At 69.0% G+C, this 17495-nt stretch carries 12 protein-coding genes; 1 reads left to right on the top strand and 11 read right to left on the bottom strand.

Annotation, left to right across the window (positions count from 1 at the left end; all coding sequences use genetic code 11):
- Positions 1–753, bottom strand: coding sequence for a nickel pincer cofactor biosynthesis protein LarB (larB, locus tag D187_RS19540; RefSeq protein ID WP_002632161.1), 753 nt, complete (start codon positions 751–753; stop codon positions 1–3).
- 134 nt (positions 754–887) lie between these two features.
- A complete protein-coding gene (gene pulA, locus D187_RS19535) occupies positions 888–4328 on the bottom strand; it encodes a pullulanase-type alpha-1,6-glucosidase (protein ID WP_002632160.1) in 3441 nt (1146 codons plus the stop codon).
- 204 nt (positions 4329–4532) lie between these two features.
- On the opposite strand from pulA, the gene D187_RS19530 reads away from it, so the two are divergent.
- Entirely contained in the window at positions 4533–6182 is a 1650-nt protein-coding gene (locus D187_RS19530) for an alpha-amylase family glycosyl hydrolase (protein WP_002632159.1), read from the top strand.
- A gap of 60 nt (positions 6183–6242) precedes the next feature.
- Here the strand turns inward: D187_RS19530 and D187_RS19525 are convergent, their stop codons facing one another.
- The 9 genes from D187_RS19525 to D187_RS19485 form a co-directional block, all read right to left on the bottom strand.
- On the bottom strand, positions 6243–7076 hold the full coding sequence (locus D187_RS19525) for a glucodextranase DOMON-like domain-containing protein (protein ID WP_002632158.1): 834 nt from the start codon (positions 7074–7076) through the stop codon (positions 6243–6245).
- 47 nt (positions 7077–7123) lie between these two features.
- Positions 7124–8002: a sugar ABC transporter permease gene (locus D187_RS19520; RefSeq protein ID WP_002632157.1), complete on the bottom strand. Its 879-nt coding sequence runs from the start codon at positions 8000–8002 to the stop codon at positions 7124–7126.
- Positions 8002–10056, bottom strand: a complete 2055-nt coding sequence (locus tag D187_RS19515) for a carbohydrate ABC transporter permease (RefSeq protein WP_245591764.1) — start codon at positions 10054–10056, stop codon at positions 8002–8004. The genes D187_RS19520 and D187_RS19515 overlap by 1 nt, the downstream gene beginning before the upstream one ends.
- A gap of 10 nt (positions 10057–10066) precedes the next feature.
- Positions 10067–11299, bottom strand: a complete 1233-nt coding sequence (locus D187_RS19510) for an extracellular solute-binding protein (RefSeq protein WP_002632155.1) — start codon at positions 11297–11299, stop codon at positions 10067–10069.
- Positions 11300–11346: 47 nt separating this feature from the next.
- Complete coding sequence (locus tag D187_RS19505; RefSeq protein WP_002632154.1) at positions 11347–12441, bottom strand: ABC transporter ATP-binding protein; 1095 nt, start codon at positions 12439–12441, stop codon at positions 11347–11349.
- 63 nt (positions 12442–12504) lie between these two features.
- Positions 12505–14088, bottom strand: a complete 1584-nt coding sequence (locus D187_RS19500) for an alpha-amylase family glycosyl hydrolase (RefSeq protein WP_002632153.1) — start codon at positions 14086–14088, stop codon at positions 12505–12507.
- 152 nt (positions 14089–14240) lie between these two features.
- Positions 14241–14837, bottom strand: coding sequence for a chemotaxis protein CheC (locus D187_RS19495; RefSeq protein ID WP_043430603.1), 597 nt, complete (start codon positions 14835–14837; stop codon positions 14241–14243).
- On the bottom strand, positions 14834–17032 hold the full coding sequence (locus D187_RS19490; RefSeq protein ID WP_043430601.1) for a chemotaxis protein CheA: 2199 nt from the start codon (positions 17030–17032) through the stop codon (positions 14834–14836). Before D187_RS19490 ends, D187_RS19495 begins: the two co-directional genes overlap by 4 nt.
- Positions 17033–17070: 38 nt before the next feature.
- Complete coding sequence (locus D187_RS19485; protein ID WP_002632150.1) at positions 17071–17439, bottom strand: response regulator; 369 nt, start codon at positions 17437–17439, stop codon at positions 17071–17073.
- Between the last annotated feature and the right edge of the window lie 56 nt (positions 17440–17495).

Below are 17495 nucleotides of genomic sequence, written 5' to 3'. Positions count from 1 at the left end.
TCAGCGCTGCCCGCGCGTGCGCGAGATGAGCGCCGCGTAGAAGCCGCCACCAAAGCCGTTGTCGATGTTCATCGTCGCCACGTTCGAGGCGCACGAGTTCACCATCGCCAGCAGCGCGGACACCCCTCCGAAGTTGGCCCCGTACCCCACCGACGTCGGCACCGCCACCACGGGGATGCCCACGAGCCCTCCCACCGCGCTCGCCAGCGCCCCCTCCATGCCCGCCACCACCACCGCCGCGTGCGCGGATTGAATCTCCTCGCGCCGCCGCAAGAGCCGGTGGATGCCCGCCACGCCCACGTCGTACACGCGCGTCACCGTGGCCCCCATGGCCTGCGCGGTGAGCGCCGCCTCCTCGGCGACGGGAATGTCGCTCGTCCCCGCCGTCACCACCGCCACCCGGCCCGCCTTGGGCTTGCCCTGCTTCACGTGGAAGATGCGCGCCACGGCGTGGTACTCGCCCTTGGGATGGGCGGCCAGGAGCGCCTCGGCCTTGTCCGGCTGCAGCCGCGTCACCAGCACCGTCTGCTTGCGTTCCACCAGCGTGGCCACGATGCCCAGCAACTGCTCCACCGTCTTCGGCTCGCCCAGCACCACCTCGGGAAAGCCGAAGCGCAGGCTGCGGTGGGTGTCCAGCGTCGCATAGCCCAGCTCGGCGAAGGGCAGGTCCTTGAGCTGCCCCACGGCGGCGTCCACGGAAACCTTGCCGCCCTTCACCTGCTCGAGCAATCGGGTGAGCGTCTTCTCATCCATGGCCGCTCCCTCTACTCCACTCCGCACGGGGCCGCACGCGGCAAGCGCTCGCGTTGTGCGGGAATGAAAAGGGCCCCGGACTTCCCTCCGGGGCCCCGCTCTTCCCTCAACGGGCCGTCATCACGGCCCGTGAATCACGACGCACGGCGCCGCTTGCGCAGCAGGCCACCCGCCAGCAGGGCCAGACCGCCCATGGCCCCGCCGCCGGTCCCCGCGCAGCCGCCGCAGCCGTCCGACCCCTCGGGGGGCGTCTGCCCCGGATTCACGAACACCACCGTGCTGCGCCCCGGCACGGTGAAGGCGCCCGACTGGAACGACGCGCCGCGCACCACCGGATCCGACGAGCCCTGCTGCACGGGGTGCAGCACCATCTCGCGGCTGGCGTACTCGGGGATCTGGAAGCTCTGCTGCTCGTCGTTGGCGTTGAAGAACACCACCACGTCGGTGACGCCATCGGCGGCCGAGCCGTCCTGGAGCTTCATGACGATGAGGCCCGGCACCTGCGAGGGGCCCGTGTTCAGGAAGCTCACGTGCTCCTGGACACCCTGGGCGGTGCGCTGGCGGAACAGGGCCGCGCTCTTGCGGATGCTCAGCATCTCGCCGAAGTGCTCGTGCGCGCGGCGGATGTGCTCCGGCGTGGCCTTGAGCGCCGGGTTGCCCAGCAGCTCCTTCATCGCGGGCCAGTTGTCCTTGTTCTTCTCCTCGGGGGGCAGGCCCACGCCCCAGTTGTTCGTCGTGTAGGTGAAGTCGAGCGCGTTGAACCAGTCTCCCGAGTTGTAGCTGTCGCGGTCGAGTGACTTGGAGCGCAGCAGCTCGTCGCCCGCGTGGAAGAAGGGAATGCCCTGGCCGAGCGCCACCAGGCTCAAGCCCATGTTGTGCATGCGCACCCGGGTGTCCAGGTCGGCCGAGGCGGGCGCCTTGAACTGGACGGCGTCGAACAGCGTCTCGTTGTCGTGCGCCGAGACGTAGGTGATGACCTCCTGGGGATCGGACGTGTAGCCGGCGGGCTGGCCGTTGTAGTCCACCTCCGAGCCCTTCACCGTGTTGCCCTCCTTGTTGACGAGCGTGTAGTCGCGCAGGTTGCCCGCCAGGCCCACGCGGATCTGATCCATGTGGTGCAGCAGCCGCTGGCGCTGCTCCTCGGGCGTTCCGGAGGTGGTCGCGTTGGGGTCGTACCAGAGGCCGCTGATGAAGCCCTGCTCCTTCAGGCCGCTGAACGGGCCTCCGCCGCGGGCCGCGTCGCGCAGCCGGTCACTGAAGGTGCCAATGCCCGTGCCCGTCATGTTGAGCTGGGTGGCGTTGATGCCCCGCTTGTTGCCCGCCACCTCGCCGAAGTCCCAGCCCTCGCCGTAGAGGTAGATCCTCGAGCCGTCCACGCCGTCCTTCTCCACGGTGAGCGCGCGCAGCCGCTCCTGGACCTTGAGCATGTTGGACTTCATGTGGTGGCCCATCAGGTCGAAGCGGAAGCCATCCACCTTGTAGAACTTCGCCCAGGTGACGAGCGAGTCCACCATGAGCTTCTCGAACATGGCGTGCTCGGAGGCCGTGTTCTGGCAGCAGGTGCTCGTCTCGACGTTGCCGTCCCCGTTGAGGCGCTGGTAGTAGCCGGGCACCACCTTGTCGAGCACCGACGTGTCCGACAGGCCCGAGCCATTGACGTGGTTGTAGACCACGTCCATCACCACGCGCAGGCCGCTGTCCGACAGCGCCTTCACCATCTGGCGGAACTCGACGATGCGCGAGTTGCCATCCGGGTTCACCGCGTAACTGCCCTCGGGCACGGTGTAGTGGAACGGATCGTAGCCCCAGTTGAAGCCGTCCGTCTCCTTCACCGCCACCACCGCCTTCTGCTGCTCCTCGGAGTCCGGCGGCAGGGCGGCGAGGTTGCCCACGGGCACCTGCTGCTTGGAGCGATCCTCCTCGATGGTGGCGATGTCGAACACCGGCAGCAGGTGCACGTGCGTCAGGCCCTTCCGCGCGAGGCCCCGCAGGTGCTTCATGCCGTTGGACTCCGGCTCGGTGAAGGCCAGGAAGGTGCCGCGCCTCGGCTCGGGCACCGTCAGGTCGCGGATGCTGAAGTCGCGCACGTGCAGCTCGTAGAGGACGATGTCCTCGGGAGCGTCGAGCGCGGGCTTCTGGAGTGAGTTCCAGCCCGCGGGTGCGAGCGCCGGATCCGCGAGGTTCACCACCTGGCTGCGCTTGCTGTTGAGGGACAGGCTCAGCGAGTAGGGATCGGTGACCAGGCTCTTCACCACCCGCTTCTCCGAGGGGACGTACACCTCCACCTCATAGAGATAGAACTTGTTGCGCCAGCTCCCGTCGACCTTCGCGCTCCAGATGCCCGTGGCGGCATCGAGCGACATGGCCACGCGCGTGCCCACCGACTCCGGCTTGGAGTTGTTGTAGAGCAGCAGCGCCACGTTGCGCGCCGTGGGCGCCCAGAGCTTGAAAGTGGGGGTGTTGCCCGACCAGGTGACGCCCAGGGCCTCGTCGTTGGCGTACAGCGCGTCCAGCGCGAGCGGCAGTTGCAAGCCCGTGGCGTTCACCACGTTGTTCCCGGCGTTGATGAGCGACAGCGCCACCTGCCCCTTGAGGATGTCCTTGACCTGGATGAGATCCGCGTCGGCGATGCGCAGCACCGTCATGCCCTTGAGGTGCGGGAACCTCTCGGCGATGTGCGGAGGCAACCCCGCGGGCTCGATCGACAGCGGCAGCACGCTGCCCCCCGAGATGTCCGTCGCCCCGAGCGTCATCGCGCCCGTGGGATCGTGGTGCAGCCGGAAGGTGGCCCCCTCGGGAAGCGGGGCCGTGCCCGTGGCGTTCCAGGCCAGCAGCTCTCCGGACACCCAGTAGGCCCGGGCCCGCTCGATGTCCCCCTTGGGCGCGCCGATGACCTCGATGCTCAAGACGTGGCTCGTGGGGTTGTAGGTGAAGACCACGGGCATCCCCGAGGAGGGCACGGAGAAGCCGATGTTGCCGCCGCTCTTCTCGCCATTCGCCCCGTAGTTCTCATCCCAGCTCTCGTTGATGGCGACCTTGCACTCATAGCTGCCCGCGGGAAGCGCCGTCGCCACGAACGAGTAGGTGCCATCTCCATCCTCGTCCGTCAGCCACGAGCGCAGGCAGTCCGGCGCCCAGTCACCCGGGCAGCCCAGCTCGCTCTGGAAGCTGCCCGCGATGGTGGCGATGACGGACTTGCTGGTGGTGACCCAGTGGCTCGCGGGGTCGTAGTAGAACTTGACGCTCTCCGGCTGGCCAAGCGTCAGCGAGTACTCGGCCCCATCCTTCTCGCCCTTCTGCCCATAGGTGGACACCGTGCCCGCCTCGTCCACGGCCGCGCGGAAGGTGGTGGGGCCCGCGAGCAGCGGGAACGACTTCGTCCAGACGAGGTCGGTCGCGTCCTGCTCCAGGCGGGACGTGGTGCAGGCCGTGCCGTCCGGAGCGCACAACGGCGCGGAGCCGACGAGCGTGACGCTCGCGGGCTGCGCCGAGACGGCTCCCGCCGAGAACAGGGACAGAGCACAGAGCAGGCTCTTCGCCCGGACTCTTCCGAGGAGTGGAGATACAGGGGTCATGAATACGCCTTTTGCGTGAGCCAGCCGCCGCGCGGACACGGACGGCCGGACATCCATCGGGGGTGAAGGCAGACACCCCGGCGCGACCGCCTCACGAAGACGCGGAAGCACCGCGGTGCCTCGCGAGCGTATAGCAGAGGGAACACACTCCTTCACCTCAGGCACTGGCCCGCGAGCGAAGGACGCTGGTAAGCCACCGGCACCATGCCCCGCGCCTCGCGTCTGCTGCCCCTGCTCGCCGTGACATCCTGCGTCACGGGTTCCCCGAATCTTCCCCCGCCACCCCGCGTGGAACTCGCCGCGCCCGTGGGCGACGCCTGGTACGAGCACGCCGTCTTCTACGAGCTGTTCGTGCGCAGCTTCCAGGACTCCAACGGGGACGGGAAGGGAGACCTGCCCGGCCTCATCTCCCGGCTGGACTACCTCAACGATGGAGACCCGAGCACCACGACGGACCTGGGCGTGGACGCGCTGTGGCTCATGCCCGTGTTCGCCTCGCCGAGCTACCACGGCTACGACGTGACGGACTACGAGCGCATCAACCCGGACTACGGCACCAACGAGGACCTGGAGCGCCTGTGCGCCGAGGCCCACCGCCGGGGCATGCGCGTCATCGTGGACCTGATCATCAACCACAGCAGCTCTCAGCACCCGTGGTTCATCGACTCCGCGTCCTCGCCCAACTCGGCCCGGCGCGACTGGTACGTGTGGAGCGACAGGGATCTGGGCTGGAAGCAACCCTGGGATCCCTCCGCCCCGGGCGCCACCTGGCACGCGCTCAACCGCGCCTACTACTACGGCGTCTTCTGGGGCGGCATGCCGGACCTCAACCTGCGCACGCCCGCGGTGCGCGAGGAGGTCAAACGCCTCGCCTCCTTCTGGCTGGGCAAGGGGGTGGACGGCTTCCGGTTGGACGCGGCGCGCTACCTCATCGAAACGGGCGGAGGCCCCACCGGACAGGCCGACACCGCCGAGACGCACGCCTTCTGGAAGGAGTTCGCCGAGCACGTGCGGAGCGTGAAACCCGACGCGGTGCTGGTGGGCGAGGCCTGGACCACCACGCCCCTCATCGCGACCTATTACGGCTCCACGGAGCGGCTGCCGCAGGGGGACGAGCTGCCGCTCAACTTCAACTTCCCGCTCGCCGAGGCACTGCTCCAGGCGGCCCGGAGTGGAGACGGCAACGGCATCGCCCAGAAGCTGTGGGAGATGAGCAGCCGCTACCCCGCGGGCGTGGCGGACACGCCCTTCCTCACCAACCACGACAACATCCGCGTGGCCACGCAGCTCGCCGGCAAGCCCGGGCCCCTGGTGACCGCGGCGTCCGTGATGCTCACCCTGCCCGGCTCGCCCTTCCTCTACTACGGCGAGGAGCTGGGTATGGCCAATGGCCCCACCCCCAAGGACGAGGACAAGCGCACCCCCATGCCCTGGGACCCGAGCGCGACGGGCGGCTTCACCACCGGCTCGCCCTGGTTCGCGCTCGCCCCGGGCCACGAGAGCACCAACGTGGCCACGCAGACGAACGACCCGGGCTCGCTGCTCTCGCGCTACCGCGAGCTCATCCGGGTCCGCCATGCCTCGCCGGCCCTGGAGCGCGGCGGCCTCACCCTGCTCACCTCCACCCGGGGCCGCGCGCCCACGCTCGCCTTCCTGCGCACGCTCGGCGGCGAGCGCGTGCTCGTGGTGCACAACCTCGGCGACACCGCGCAGACCACGGGGCCGCTCGAGTTGGAGGCCGAGTCCCTCGAGCCCCTCTTCACGGACGTCTCCATGGGCTCACCCGCGCGCAGCGGCACCGCCTGGAGCCTCACCCTGCCCGGCCGCGCCACCGGCATCTGGCGTCTGCGGTAGCGCGGACGCGCCGGGCCCGGGCTTCTTCCCGGGCTCCGGCACGACCCAGGCCACGCGGAACTACTTCTTCTCCGTGGGCGCCGCCGCGCCGCCCACCATGGGGAGGGTGGCCAGCGTCTTCACCGCGCCCTCCGCGCCACACTCGAAGGCGAGCGCCTCGTGCTGGGCCTTCACCTCGGAGGCGTCGCCCTTGCCCGCGCCCGCGAGCATGTCCATGACGTGCGGATCGCACTCGCCGTCGTTGCCACCACCGAAGCGGTGCTGACCCTCGTACTCATTCACCTTGCGGGTCAGCAGATCCTTGTCCGCGGGGAAGCCCTCGTTGGACTGGATGAGCACCTGGTAGCGCCACTGCGAGGGCTCGCCCTGCAGGCCCGGCGCGTTGACGGTGGCGGTGATCTTCTTGCCCGAGCCCTTGACGCGCTCGGGGACGAGGACGTTGTCCTTGACGGCGCCGGCCTTGGAGGCGACCTCGGTCTTCACGCGCTCGGCCCCCGCCGGCGAGATGACGATGGCCTTCTCCCAGCCGAAGTCGGGGGCGAACTTCACGTTGAGCCCGGGAAGGGACTCGGTGGAGCCGCTGCCCGCCTTGCCATCCGTGTCGATGAAGACGAAGACGAGCTGCACGGCGAAGCCACTGCCCGTCTTCCAGGCGTCCTCCAGCGTGGAGTTGAGGCCCAGGGTGACGTCGAGCTTGTCGCCCTTCTTCGACAGGGAGAAGTCGGTCAGGTCGAACGAGCCGGGCTTGTACACGGGGTCGGTCGGGTACTTGTAGGTGCCCGGGCCGTTGTCATCCCCCGTGGGATCCTTGAAGGACACCTTGTTGGCGGCGAGGGCGGGCGCGCTCAGCAGCGCCGCGGTGAGCGAGAACCACGCGAGTCGGGACGTCTTCATCAGGCACTTCTCCTTGGGGTAAGGCAGAGGCGAGGAAGGCGGACGGGCTAACCCTTGACGCTGCCGGCGGTGAGCCCGGACACGAGGTACTTCTGCAGGAAGAGGAACAGGAAGACGACGGGGATGGACACGATGATGGAGCCCGCGGCGAAGTAGCCCCACTGCTGCGAGTAGCCACCCACGAAGAAGCGCAGGCCCACGGGCGCCGTGTACATGGCCTCCTGGTCCATGAAGGTGGCCGCGAGGATGAACTCGTTCCACGCCGTCATGAAGGAGAAGAGCGCCGTCACCGCCACCGCGGGCTTGGCCAGCGGCAGGATGATGGTCCAGAAGATCTTCCCCACCGAGGCGCCCTCCATGAGCGCCGCCTCCTCCAGGTCCTTGGGGATGGTGTCGAAGTAGCCCTTGAGCATCCACACGCTGAAGGGAATGGACGTGGTGGCGTAGACGATCATCAGCCCCAGGCGCGAGCTGCCCAGCCCCAGCCACTGCACCAGGATGATGTAGAGCGGAATGAGCATGAGCGTGCCCGGGAACATCTGGGACACGAGGAAGGCCATCATGCCCGTGCGCTGCCCCACGAACTTGAAGCGGCTGAAGGCGTACGCCGCCGTGCATGCGAGGAACACGCCCACCACGGTGGTGCCCAGCGAGATGACGGCGCTGTTGAACAGCCAGTGGCCGAAGGGCTGCTCCGTCATCACCGAGGTGAAGTTGGAGGCCGACCACGTCTCGGGCCACGGGACGATGGCGCGCACGCGCTCGAGCGCGGTGGGCGACTCGGGCAGCGTGGTGATGGCGAGGCTCTGCCGCCCGGAGAACGCGATCGTGATGACCCAGAGGATGGGATAGAGCGCGAAGAGGGTGAAGAGCACCAGCAGCACGTGCAGCGGCCAGTGGGGAAGTCCGTCACGACGCGAGAACATCAGGCGGCCTCCGTGGCGCGCGAGACCCGGTTCTGCACCATGCTGTAGAGCAACAGGATGCCGAAGATGATGGTGGAGTAGGCCGCCGCGTAGCCGTGGCGGTAGAGCTGGAAGGCGTACTTGTACGCCTGGGTGATGAGGATCTCCGTCGAGTGGCTCGGCTCACCTTCCGTCACCAGGAAGATGACGTTGAACTGGTTGAAGGTCCACACCACCGAGAGGATGACGGCGGGCACGAGCGCGGGCTTGAGCGCCGGCAGGGTGATGGCGGTGAACTGCTGCCAGCGGCTGGCGCCATCCACGCGCGCCGCCTCGTACAGCTCCATGGGGATGGACTGGAGCGCGCCGAGCGACACCACCATCATGAAGGGGAAGCTCAACCAGCCGTTGGTGGCGAGCACCGTGAGGAACGAGGTGAAGGGCGTGTCGTACCAGGACAGGCCCTGGCCGCCGAACATGCGGATGATGTGGTTCACCACGCCGAACTGCTGGTGGAACATGCCCTTCCAGATGAGCGCGGTGATGTAGTTGGGCATGGCCCAGGGCAGGATGAGCAGCACGCGGTAGATGGGCCGGAAAGCCAGCTTGTCCACGTTGAGGATCAACGCCAGCACCAGGCCCAGCGTCACGCCGAGCACCACGTTGGTGATGGTCCACACCACCGTGAAGAAGAGCGTGTAGTAGAAGTTGAGGTAGTTGAAGACGAGCGAGCCGTCCTGCGCGCGCTTGACGATGTTGAAGTCGCCGAGGATCTCCACGTAGTTGCGCAGGCCGACCCACAGGTTCATGAACGGCTGGCCCGCGTTGTAGAGCGTGGAGTCGGTGAACGACAGGGCGATGCCGTAGAAGAACGGGAAGAAGACGAGCACCAGCATGCCCACCATCGCCGGGGCGATGTAGGCGTAGGCGGTGCGGTTCTCCACCACGGTGGCCGCCGTGCGGTGCACGCCGCCCAGGCCGATGAAGAGCAGCACGACGAGCGCCACCGCGCCCAGGCCCGTCATCGCGCGGCCCACGCCCGAGCGCAGCTCCTCCATGCGCGCGGACACCACCGACTCGTTCACCTGACCCTCGGGGCTCACCAGCCCCAGCGGACGGCGGTACGCATCCGCGTCCCAGTCCCCGGGCCGCAGCGCGGGCTCGGTGGCGAGCTGCCGCTCCGCCATCACCGCCTGGGCCCGCTCGGACATGGCGCGCACCTGCTCGGCCACGAGCGTCTGCGTGCCCCGCACCTCGGCGCCCAGCGTGCCCAGCGAGTAGGAGCCATAGGCGCCCAGGCCCACCACGAGCGCCACCACCGACACGGCGACGAGCACGCCCTGGCGCCGCGCCACGAAGGACGCCACGGCGCACAGCGCCAGCGGCAACAGCCAGCACAACAACAGCGTCGGCAGCGAGGGCTCGAGCGGGGCCGCGAGCGGCGCCGTGGCCAGCTCCACCATGCCCACCACCGAGCCCTCCACTTCCACCGGGGCGCTCAAGAGGCGTCCGCCTCCGGGCAGCGCCTCGGCCTCCACCTCCAGCTTGCGCGCTCCCCCCTCCTCGCGGTTGGTCTCCACCGCGGCGCGCAGCCGCTGGCCGCGGTCATAGAGGGGCTTCTCCTCGCGACTCAGCCGGCGCGGCGCCACGCGCTCCCCCACGTCCTCGGGGAAGGTGGACGCCTCCAGCCGGATGCCCGAGAAGGCCACCACCCGCACGGCGCTGCCGGCGGGCAGTTGGGTCTTCCACGTATCCACCACGGCGCGCACCGCGTCGCCCGAGCCTCCGGCGCGCTGGACGAGATCCTCCAGGGCGCGCAGGGACACGAAGGACTGACGATCCGCGCGCTCGGTGGAGACGCTGTCCAACGCCTTGGCCAACAGGCCCTGGGCGATGAACAGCGCCGCGCCGAGCGAGAGCAACAGGCCCACGAGCACCCGCCCCCGGTAGAGCGCACCCGCGCCTCCGGAGGGTTCGCCCGAACCGGGGACACCATTGAGGCCGCTCGTGTCGGTGAGCAGGGCGGCGGGATTCCCAGGTTCGCTGCTGGGAGGCTGGGGGACCACGTTTCTCACGCTCGACCTCTCACTTCTTGCGCAGGCTGGCCACGTCCTTGGCGACACCCTTCTGGGCGGCGTCGAGGGCGGCCTTGGGGGTCGCGGTCTTCTTGAGGATGGAGCTCATCGCCGAGGTGGCATGGCCCCAGACCATCGACATCTCCGGCACGTTGGGCATGGGCACCGCCGTGTCGACCTGGGCGCGGAACGCCTTGAGCTGCGCGTCCCCGGAGACCTTCGGGTCGGAGTACACCGCCTGGTTGGCGGGGCTCTGCCGGCCCTCGAGCGCGAGCACCTTGGCGCCCTCGGTGCTGGTGAGGAACCTGGCCAGCTCGAACGCCGCGTCCTTGTTCTTCGACGGCGCGGCGACATACACGCCCTCCACCGTCGTCCACGGACGCATGGGCTTGCCGCCCGCCTCGTCCAGCGTGGGCAGCGGCGCCAGGCCGTAGTCCACGCCCTTGGCGATCTCCCCGAGGAACCACGGGCCGGAGAACACCATGCCCGCCTTGCCCTCGTTGAAGAGCGAGGTGATGAGCGCCGTGGTGGGCTCGGCCGGAAGAATCCCGTCCTTCTCCTTCCACTTGAGCAGCTGCTCGGCCGCCTTGACGTTGGCCGGCGAGTTCATCGCGGGCGCGCCATCCGCGCCGAACACGCCCCCGCCAAAGCCGTTCATCAGGGCCGCGTGGTAGTAGAAGTCACCGTAGGCGTAGGCCAGACCGAAGCGGCCCGCCTTCTGGTCGGTGATCTTCTTGGCCATCGTCACCAGCTCGCCGCTCGTCTTGGGCGGCGTGGGCACGAGCTTCTTGTTGTAGATGAGCGTGATGGACTTGTAGTTGAGCGGCAGCCCGTAGGTGGTGCCGCGGTAGACCATCGCCTGGAGCGTGGAGGGGATGAAGCGCTTCTTGAGCTCATCGTCCAGGTAGAAGTCGATGGGCTCCACGGTGTTGCCCGCCTCGATCCATCCACCCAGGCGATCCTGGGCGAAGATGAAGACGTCCGGGCCCTTGCCGCGCGGCACCGTGGCGGAGATCTTGTCCGCGTAGGCGTCATACGGCACCGCCAGCGTGTTGACCTTGATGCCCTCGGCGGCGTGGGCGGCGTTGAACTGGCCCACCAGCTTCTCGAGCGCGGCCTTCTCCTCGGCGCGGTAGCCGTGCCAGAGGACGAGTTCCTTCGTCTCGGCGGCGGAAGAGGCCGAGGGCAGCAGGGCGAGCACACAGGCGCTCGCGGCCGCGAACATCCATCGCAGGTTCTTCATGTCGGGGGAGTCCTAGGAATGAGGAAGGGGTAAGGAGAGGCGTGGGCTCAGGCGGACAGCCGTTGCTCGGTCTCGGCGTCGAACAGGTGCAGCGAGTCCAGCTCCACCAGCACCTTGAGCTTCGAGCCCGACGGGGGCGAGTGGTGCGGCGGCAGGCGGAAGACGAGCGAGTTGTCGGCCAGGTGCGAGTGGACGATGACCTCGTTGCCGAGCGGCTCGACGAGGTCGACGTTCACCTCGATGGGCGCCGTCTCGCCCCGGGCGCTGGCCTCGGGCGACTGGATGTTGTCGGGGCGGATGCCGACCTTGAGCTTGCGCCCGCCCTTGCCCGCGGTCACCGCGCGCATGCTCTGGGGCACCGGCAGCCGGAAGCCCTCGCCCTCGAGCACCTCGCCATTGGCCGACAGCGTGGCCGAGGTGAAGCTCATGGGGGGCGAGCCGATGAACTGGGCCACGAAGACGTTGGCCGGACGCTCGTACACCTCGAGCGGCGTGCCGAGCTGCTGCAGCTTGCCTTCCTTCATCACCGCGATGCGGTGGCCCATCGTCATGGCCTCGATCTGGTCGTGCGTCACGTAGACCGAGGTGACGCCGAGGCGCTGCTGGAGCTTCTTGATCTCCGAGCGCATCTGCACGCGCAGCTTGGCGTCGAGGTTGGACAGGGGCTCGTCGAAGAGGAACACCGCCGGCTTGCGCACGATGGCGCGGCCGAGCGCCACGCGCTGGCGCTGACCACCCGACAGCTGCTTGGGCTTTCTATCCAGCAGGTGGGTGATGCCGAGGATCTCCGCCGCCTCGTTCACCAGCTTGTCCATCTCCGGCCTGGGCGTCTTGCGGATCTTCAGGCCGAACTCGAGGTTCTCCCGGATGCTCATGTGCGGATAGAGCGCGTAGTTCTGGAAGACCATCGCCACGTCCCGGTCCTTGGGCGGCAACTGGTTCACCACGCGATCGCCGATGGACAGGCTGCCCCCGGTGATCTCCTCCAGACCGGCGATCATCCGCAACGCGGTGGACTTGCCACAGCCCGACGGACCCACGAGCACCATGAACTCATGGTCCTGGATGTCGAGGTTCAAGCCCTCGATGACGGACACGTCGCCGTAACGCTTGGCCACATTCTTGAAAACCACACCGGACATTCAGGCTCTCCCTCCGAGGGCCCACTCGGAGGGGCCCCTCTGCCTGCTAGGACTGCACGAACTTCACGGGGCTCGACCCAGGATGCGGGCAGACAGCGCCTCGACGGTGATCTCCAGAGTCGGACCCGCCTCCAGTCCGCTTCCGTCGAGCAGGTCTCGCGCGGCCGCGCCACCCCACGCCTCGGGCCAGGGGACCGAGACGGAGGCCTTCTTACCACCGCGATTCACCGCGACAACCACCGCGTCACCGGACTCGGGGTCGTGGCGCACGAAAGTGTAAACATCCCCCTCGGTCGCCAGCCCCTGGTGCGAGCCCCGCGAGAGCGCGGGATGGGCCCGCCGGAGCGCGACGAGCTGCTGGTAGAACTGGCGCAGGGACTCGTCACGCGGCAGCCCGACCCCGGGACCCACGCGGCGCTCGCCCCAGGGCATGTCGCCGCGGTTGGCGGGCCAGTCTCCCCCCGGGCGGCCCACTTCCTCGCCGTAGTAGATGACGGGCAGGCCCGTGGTGGTGAACTGCAAGAGCGCCGCGAGCCGGAAGCGCGCCTTGTCCCCCGCGAGCTGGAAGAGCGCGCCCGGCACGTCGTGCGAGGACAGGAAGTGCGACAGGAGGTAGCCCTTGCGGACCTTGTGGCGCGAGCGGAGGTAGGCGTCGAAGGCCACGGTGCGTCCGCGCCCCTGCACCCACGCGAGCGCGCTGCCCTGGAAGCCGAAGTCGAAGCCGGCATCCAGCTCGTCCCCGGAGAACCACGGGTCGAGCGACTCGCGATCCCCACCCCACACCTCGCCGAGCAGGAAGAAGTCCTTGCCCAGCTCCTCACGGGTGCGGCGACGGTGCTCCCGCCAGAAGGGGTGGTCCACGTGCTTCACCGTGTCCAGGCGGAAGCCATCCACCCCCGAGCGCTTGCCCCAGGCGAGCTGCGCGTCGAGCAGGTACTTCGCCACCTCGGGCACTTCCGTCTTGAAGTCGGGCAGGCCGGACACGCAGCTCGTCACGTCGTCCTGGCCACACGTCCCCTGCTCCTGCGAGCGCAGCCATCCGCTCGTCTGGGGATCCTTCTGGTAGCGCGAGTCGTAGCCCGGGTGGTTGTACACCACGTCCAACAGCACGCGGATGCCGCGCTGGTGGGCGGCGTCCACCAGGGCCTTGAGTTCCTGCTCGGAGCCGAAGCGCGGCTCGAGCTGCTGGAAGTCCTCGGCCCAGTAGCCGTGATAGCCCCAGTCCGGAAAGCCCGCGCCGGTGACGAAGCCGTCGATGTTCTTCACCACGGGGGTGATCCACAGCGCCGTCACGCCCAGCGAGGACAGCTCGTCGAGCTGCTCGCGCAGGCCCTTGAAGTCTCCGCCATGGAAGGTGCCCGGGGCCTTGGCGTCCACCTGGAGGTTGTTGGCCGGGTCGCCATCGGCGAAGCGATCCACGACGACGAAGTAGAGCACCTCGTCGGACCAGGAGCGGGGAGCCACCGCGGGAGCCGCCACGGGAACGGAAACCGCCGCGTCCGTATGAACCTCGGACGTCACCTTCTCGGCGGAGGGCGGCGCGTGGAGGCAGCCCGTGAACGCCAGGGGTAGGAGCAGCGAGGTCACCACCGGATGACGAGTGTTCGCGCGTTTGGCCAGGGGGCGGCGAGACGACCAATCCACCATTGCGGCCGCACCTTTTCACACCCGTTTCAGAATAGAAACCTCGATGCTTTGAGTGTCACGATTCAGCGTCGAACCCGACAGGTCTGCCCCGGTTTTCACCGGGTGCGTGCGAGCCAGGGGACGTTTCACGTCGGGGAGTGCGCCCTGCGGGGCTACACGCCCAGGCGGGTGAGCAGCGCCCGGGAGCTTTCCTGATCCAACAGCAGCAGCATCTGGCCGGACACGGCGGGCACGCCCGCGGACGAGAAGCGCGTCTCCAGCACCACCACGCGGCCATCGCTGCCGGTGGCCTGCATCACCTCGGCCAGCACCGGGCCCGCCGCGCCGCGCAGGAGCACCGGCACCGTGGGCAGCAGCCGCCAGCCGGTGAGCATGCCGATGGCCGACAAGCACGCGCTCGCCACGATGTTGGCCGCCTCGGACAGGGCGCTCTCGCGCTCCTCCTGGGGCGCGTCCTCCCGCCGCAGCAGCAGCGATTCCAGGGCCACGCTGTCCTGGGTGGGCATCACCAGCAGCAGCACCCCGCCCAGCTCCCCGTCCATGCCCAGCTTCGCCGCCACCACGGACGCATCGGAGCCGCCCAACAGCTCCGTGAGCTCCGGGGTCTCGGCCACGAGGGCACGGGGAATGGACAGGTTCACGGTGCGGCCACCCACCAGACGCGCGAGCGCGTTGATGGCATGGCCGCAGCCGATGTTCGCCACCTCTCGGAGGGCGTCCAGCTGAATGTCGCTCGGAAGAGGGCTCACGCGGATAGCAACCTTGGCACGTCCAGGATGAAGACCGGCCGGCCCGTGCCCAGGATGGTGACCCCTGAAAGCCCTGGGAGCAAGTCCAGGGGCCGGGAGAGCGGCTTGAGCACCGCTTCTTCCTGCCCCATCAGTTTGTCGACCGCGAGCGCGACGCGGCCGGATTCGCCTTCCATCACCACATAGGGCCGCACGCCCCCCCTGCGGGGCGACGCCTCGACTCCCACCAGCTCTCCCAGGGCGTACACCGGCAGCAGGCCCTGGTTGTGGGGCAGGAGCGGAATCTGCCGACTGCGCTCGAGCTTCTCCGAGTCGGCCTCCAGCGCGCCCACCACCTTGGCGATGGGCAGGCCGAAGACTTCCTCCCCCACCGACACGAGCAGGAGCTGCACCACGGCCACCGTCAGGGGCAGCCGCAGGGTGAAGCGCGAGCCGCGGCCCAGCTCGCTCTCGATTTCCAGCGTCCCGCCCACGTTCTCCGCCACGCGCTTCACCGCGTCCATGCCCACGCCACGGCCGGAGATCTCCGAGACGTCCTTCGCGGTGGACACGCCGGGCAGGCACGAGAGCAGGAGCGCTTCCCGGTCCGCCATGCGCGCGGCGGCCTCGGCCGACACGGCGCCCCGGGCCACCGCCGCCTCCTTGAGCTTCACCACGTTCATGCCGCGGCCATCGTCCTCCATCTCCAGCACCACGCGGTCGCGCACGCGCCGCACCGACACCACCACCCGGCCCCGGGGCGGCTTGCCCGCCGCCACGCGCTCCTCGGGCGACTCCAGGCCATGGTCGATGCAGTTGCGCAACAGGTGCAGCAGGGGATCCGCCAGGTCGTCGAGGATGGCCCGGTCCAGCTCGATCTCCGCGCCGGTGATGATCAGCTCCACCTCGCGCTCCTTGCGCCGGGCGATGTCGCGCGCCGCGCGGGGCAGCCGGTCGGTGATGGTCGACAGCGGCGTCATGCGCGCGCTCATCACCTTGTCGTGCAGGTCCTTCACCAGGGTGTGCAGCCGGTACACGCCCTCCTCGATGGGCGGGCGCGAGCCCTCCGGCAGCATCTTGCCCAGCTCACGCAGGCGCGCGGTGGCCAGCAGCAGCTCGCCCGCGGTGTCCAGGAAGTGATCCAACAGCTCCGTGCGCACACGCACCGTGCGCGCGCCATCCGCCCCCGTCGCGGTGGCGCCCCGGGCGGCCTCCGCCGAGGCCTGCAGCGCGCTCGCGGGATTGGCCACGGGGGCGGCGGCGACCACCGGCGTCATCGAGACGAGCTCCACGTCGGCCACGTTGCGCAGGGCCTTGCGGATGCCCTCCTCGGACTCGGTGGATTCCAGCTCGAGCTGGATGGCCCCCTCGGGGATGCGGCCGGCCTTGAGGTCATCCAGCCCGGGGCGCAGGTCGTGCAACGTGCCCAGCCCCAGCAGCCGCTTGTGCATCAGGAAGGCGCGCACGCCCGGGGTCTGGCAGGTGGGGGACAGGCGCAGGTGCATCGTCCAGCGCGGCACCTTCTTGGGCTCGGCGTCCTGCCGCGCCAGCTCCTGCGCCTTGACGGCCTTGACCACCGCGGTGGCGAGCTGGGCCGCCGCGGTGCTCGCGCTCACCCCCGTGGGGGTGGGCGAGTCATCGGACAGGAAATCGGCGGGCAGGGGCTCGATGGCGGGAGCGGGCGGCGCGGCGGCGGCGGGCTCGGGCTCGACGGGAGCGGGGGGAGGAGCCGGCGGAGCGGGAGGCGGCGCGGGCGGAGGCACCGACACGGTCGCCGCGGCGATGGAGTCGGTCAGCCGGCTGAGCACCTTCGTGGCGGAGGGCGCCTGGCCGGTGAGCAGGCTCACGCGTTCGGCGAGCTGCCCGAGCAGCATCGAGGCATCCTCGGGCGTGCGGTTGTCGGCCACGCAGCGCACCTGGGCGAGCATCGCGTCGGTGGCGGACAAGAGCAGGTCCACCAGGGTGCGCTCCAGGCGACTGGGGTCCTGGCGGATGGCGTCCACCAGGTCCTCCACGCGGTGGGCGAGCACCGCGATGGACTCGAAGCCCATCGACGAGGCCATGCCCTTGACCGAGTGCGCGTGGCGGAACATCGAGTCCACCACGGCCCGCGCGCCCTCGCGCTCGAGCTGCACGAGGTCCCGGCCCAGTCCTTCCAGATGCTCGCTCGCCTCGGTCAGGAACAGGCCGAGGTAGCGGGACATGTCCATGGTCATGTCCAGCCTCGGTGATTCATCGATTCATGGGAGGGGACTCAGCCCTCACCCAGGACCTTCTTGACGACCGCCAGGACGTCCTCGGCGCGGAACGGCTTGACGATGAAGTCCGAGGCACCCGCCTCGATGGCCTCCATCACCAGGCTCTCCTGCCCCAGGGCCGAGCACATGATGACCACCGCGTTGCCATCGAACTTGATGATTTCGCGCGTGGCCTCGATGCCGCTCTTGAAGGGCATGACGATGTCCATCGTCGTGAGGTCCGGCTTGAGTTCCTTGTACTTCTCCACGGCCTCCAGCCCGTTGGCCGCCTCTCCGACGACCTCGAAGCCACCGGACGCGAAGATGTCCTTGATCATGTTGCGCATGAAGATGGCATCGTCGACGACCAGCACCCGCTTAGCCATGTGAAGCTCCGCCTCCGCGTAAGGCCCCGAGAGGGCCGCGGACACTACCACCCGCC

Source organism: Cystobacter fuscus DSM 2262, assembly GCF_000335475.2.
In the GTDB taxonomy this organism is placed as follows: Bacteria; Myxococcota; Myxococcia; order Myxococcales; family Myxococcaceae; genus Cystobacter; species Cystobacter fuscus.
This window is presented reverse-complemented; position numbering and strand designations above follow the sequence as displayed.

Excerpts from the sequence above, each read along its gene's own strand:
- pulA (WP_002632160.1), bottom strand. The coding sequence starts at position 4,328 with ATGACCCCTGTATCTCCACTCCTCGGAAGAGTCCGGGCGAAGAGCCTG.
- D187_RS19520 (WP_002632157.1), bottom strand. The coding sequence starts at position 8,002 with ATGTTCTCGCGTCGTGACGGACTTCCCCACTGGCCGCTGCACGTGCTG.
- D187_RS19500 (WP_002632153.1), bottom strand. The coding sequence starts at position 14,088 with ATGGTGGATTGGTCGTCTCGCCGCCCCCTGGCCAAACGCGCGAACACT.
- D187_RS19505 (WP_002632154.1), bottom strand. The coding sequence starts at position 12,441 with ATGTCCGGTGTGGTTTTCAAGAATGTGGCCAAGCGTTACGGCGACGTG.
- D187_RS19530 (WP_002632159.1), top strand. The coding sequence starts at position 4,533 with ATGCCCCGCGCCTCGCGTCTGCTGCCCCTGCTCGCCGTGACATCCTGC.
- larB (WP_002632161.1), bottom strand. The coding sequence starts at position 753 with ATGGATGAGAAGACGCTCACCCGATTGCTCGAGCAGGTGAAGGGCGGC.
- D187_RS19490 (WP_043430601.1), bottom strand. The coding sequence starts at position 17,032 with ATGACCATGGACATGTCCCGCTACCTCGGCCTGTTCCTGACCGAGGCG.
- D187_RS19525 (WP_002632158.1), bottom strand. The coding sequence starts at position 7,076 with ATGAAGACGTCCCGACTCGCGTGGTTCTCGCTCACCGCGGCGCTGCTG.
- D187_RS19485 (WP_002632150.1), bottom strand. The coding sequence starts at position 17,439 with ATGGCTAAGCGGGTGCTGGTCGTCGACGATGCCATCTTCATGCGCAAC.
- D187_RS19510 (WP_002632155.1), bottom strand. The coding sequence starts at position 11,299 with ATGAAGAACCTGCGATGGATGTTCGCGGCCGCGAGCGCCTGTGTGCTC.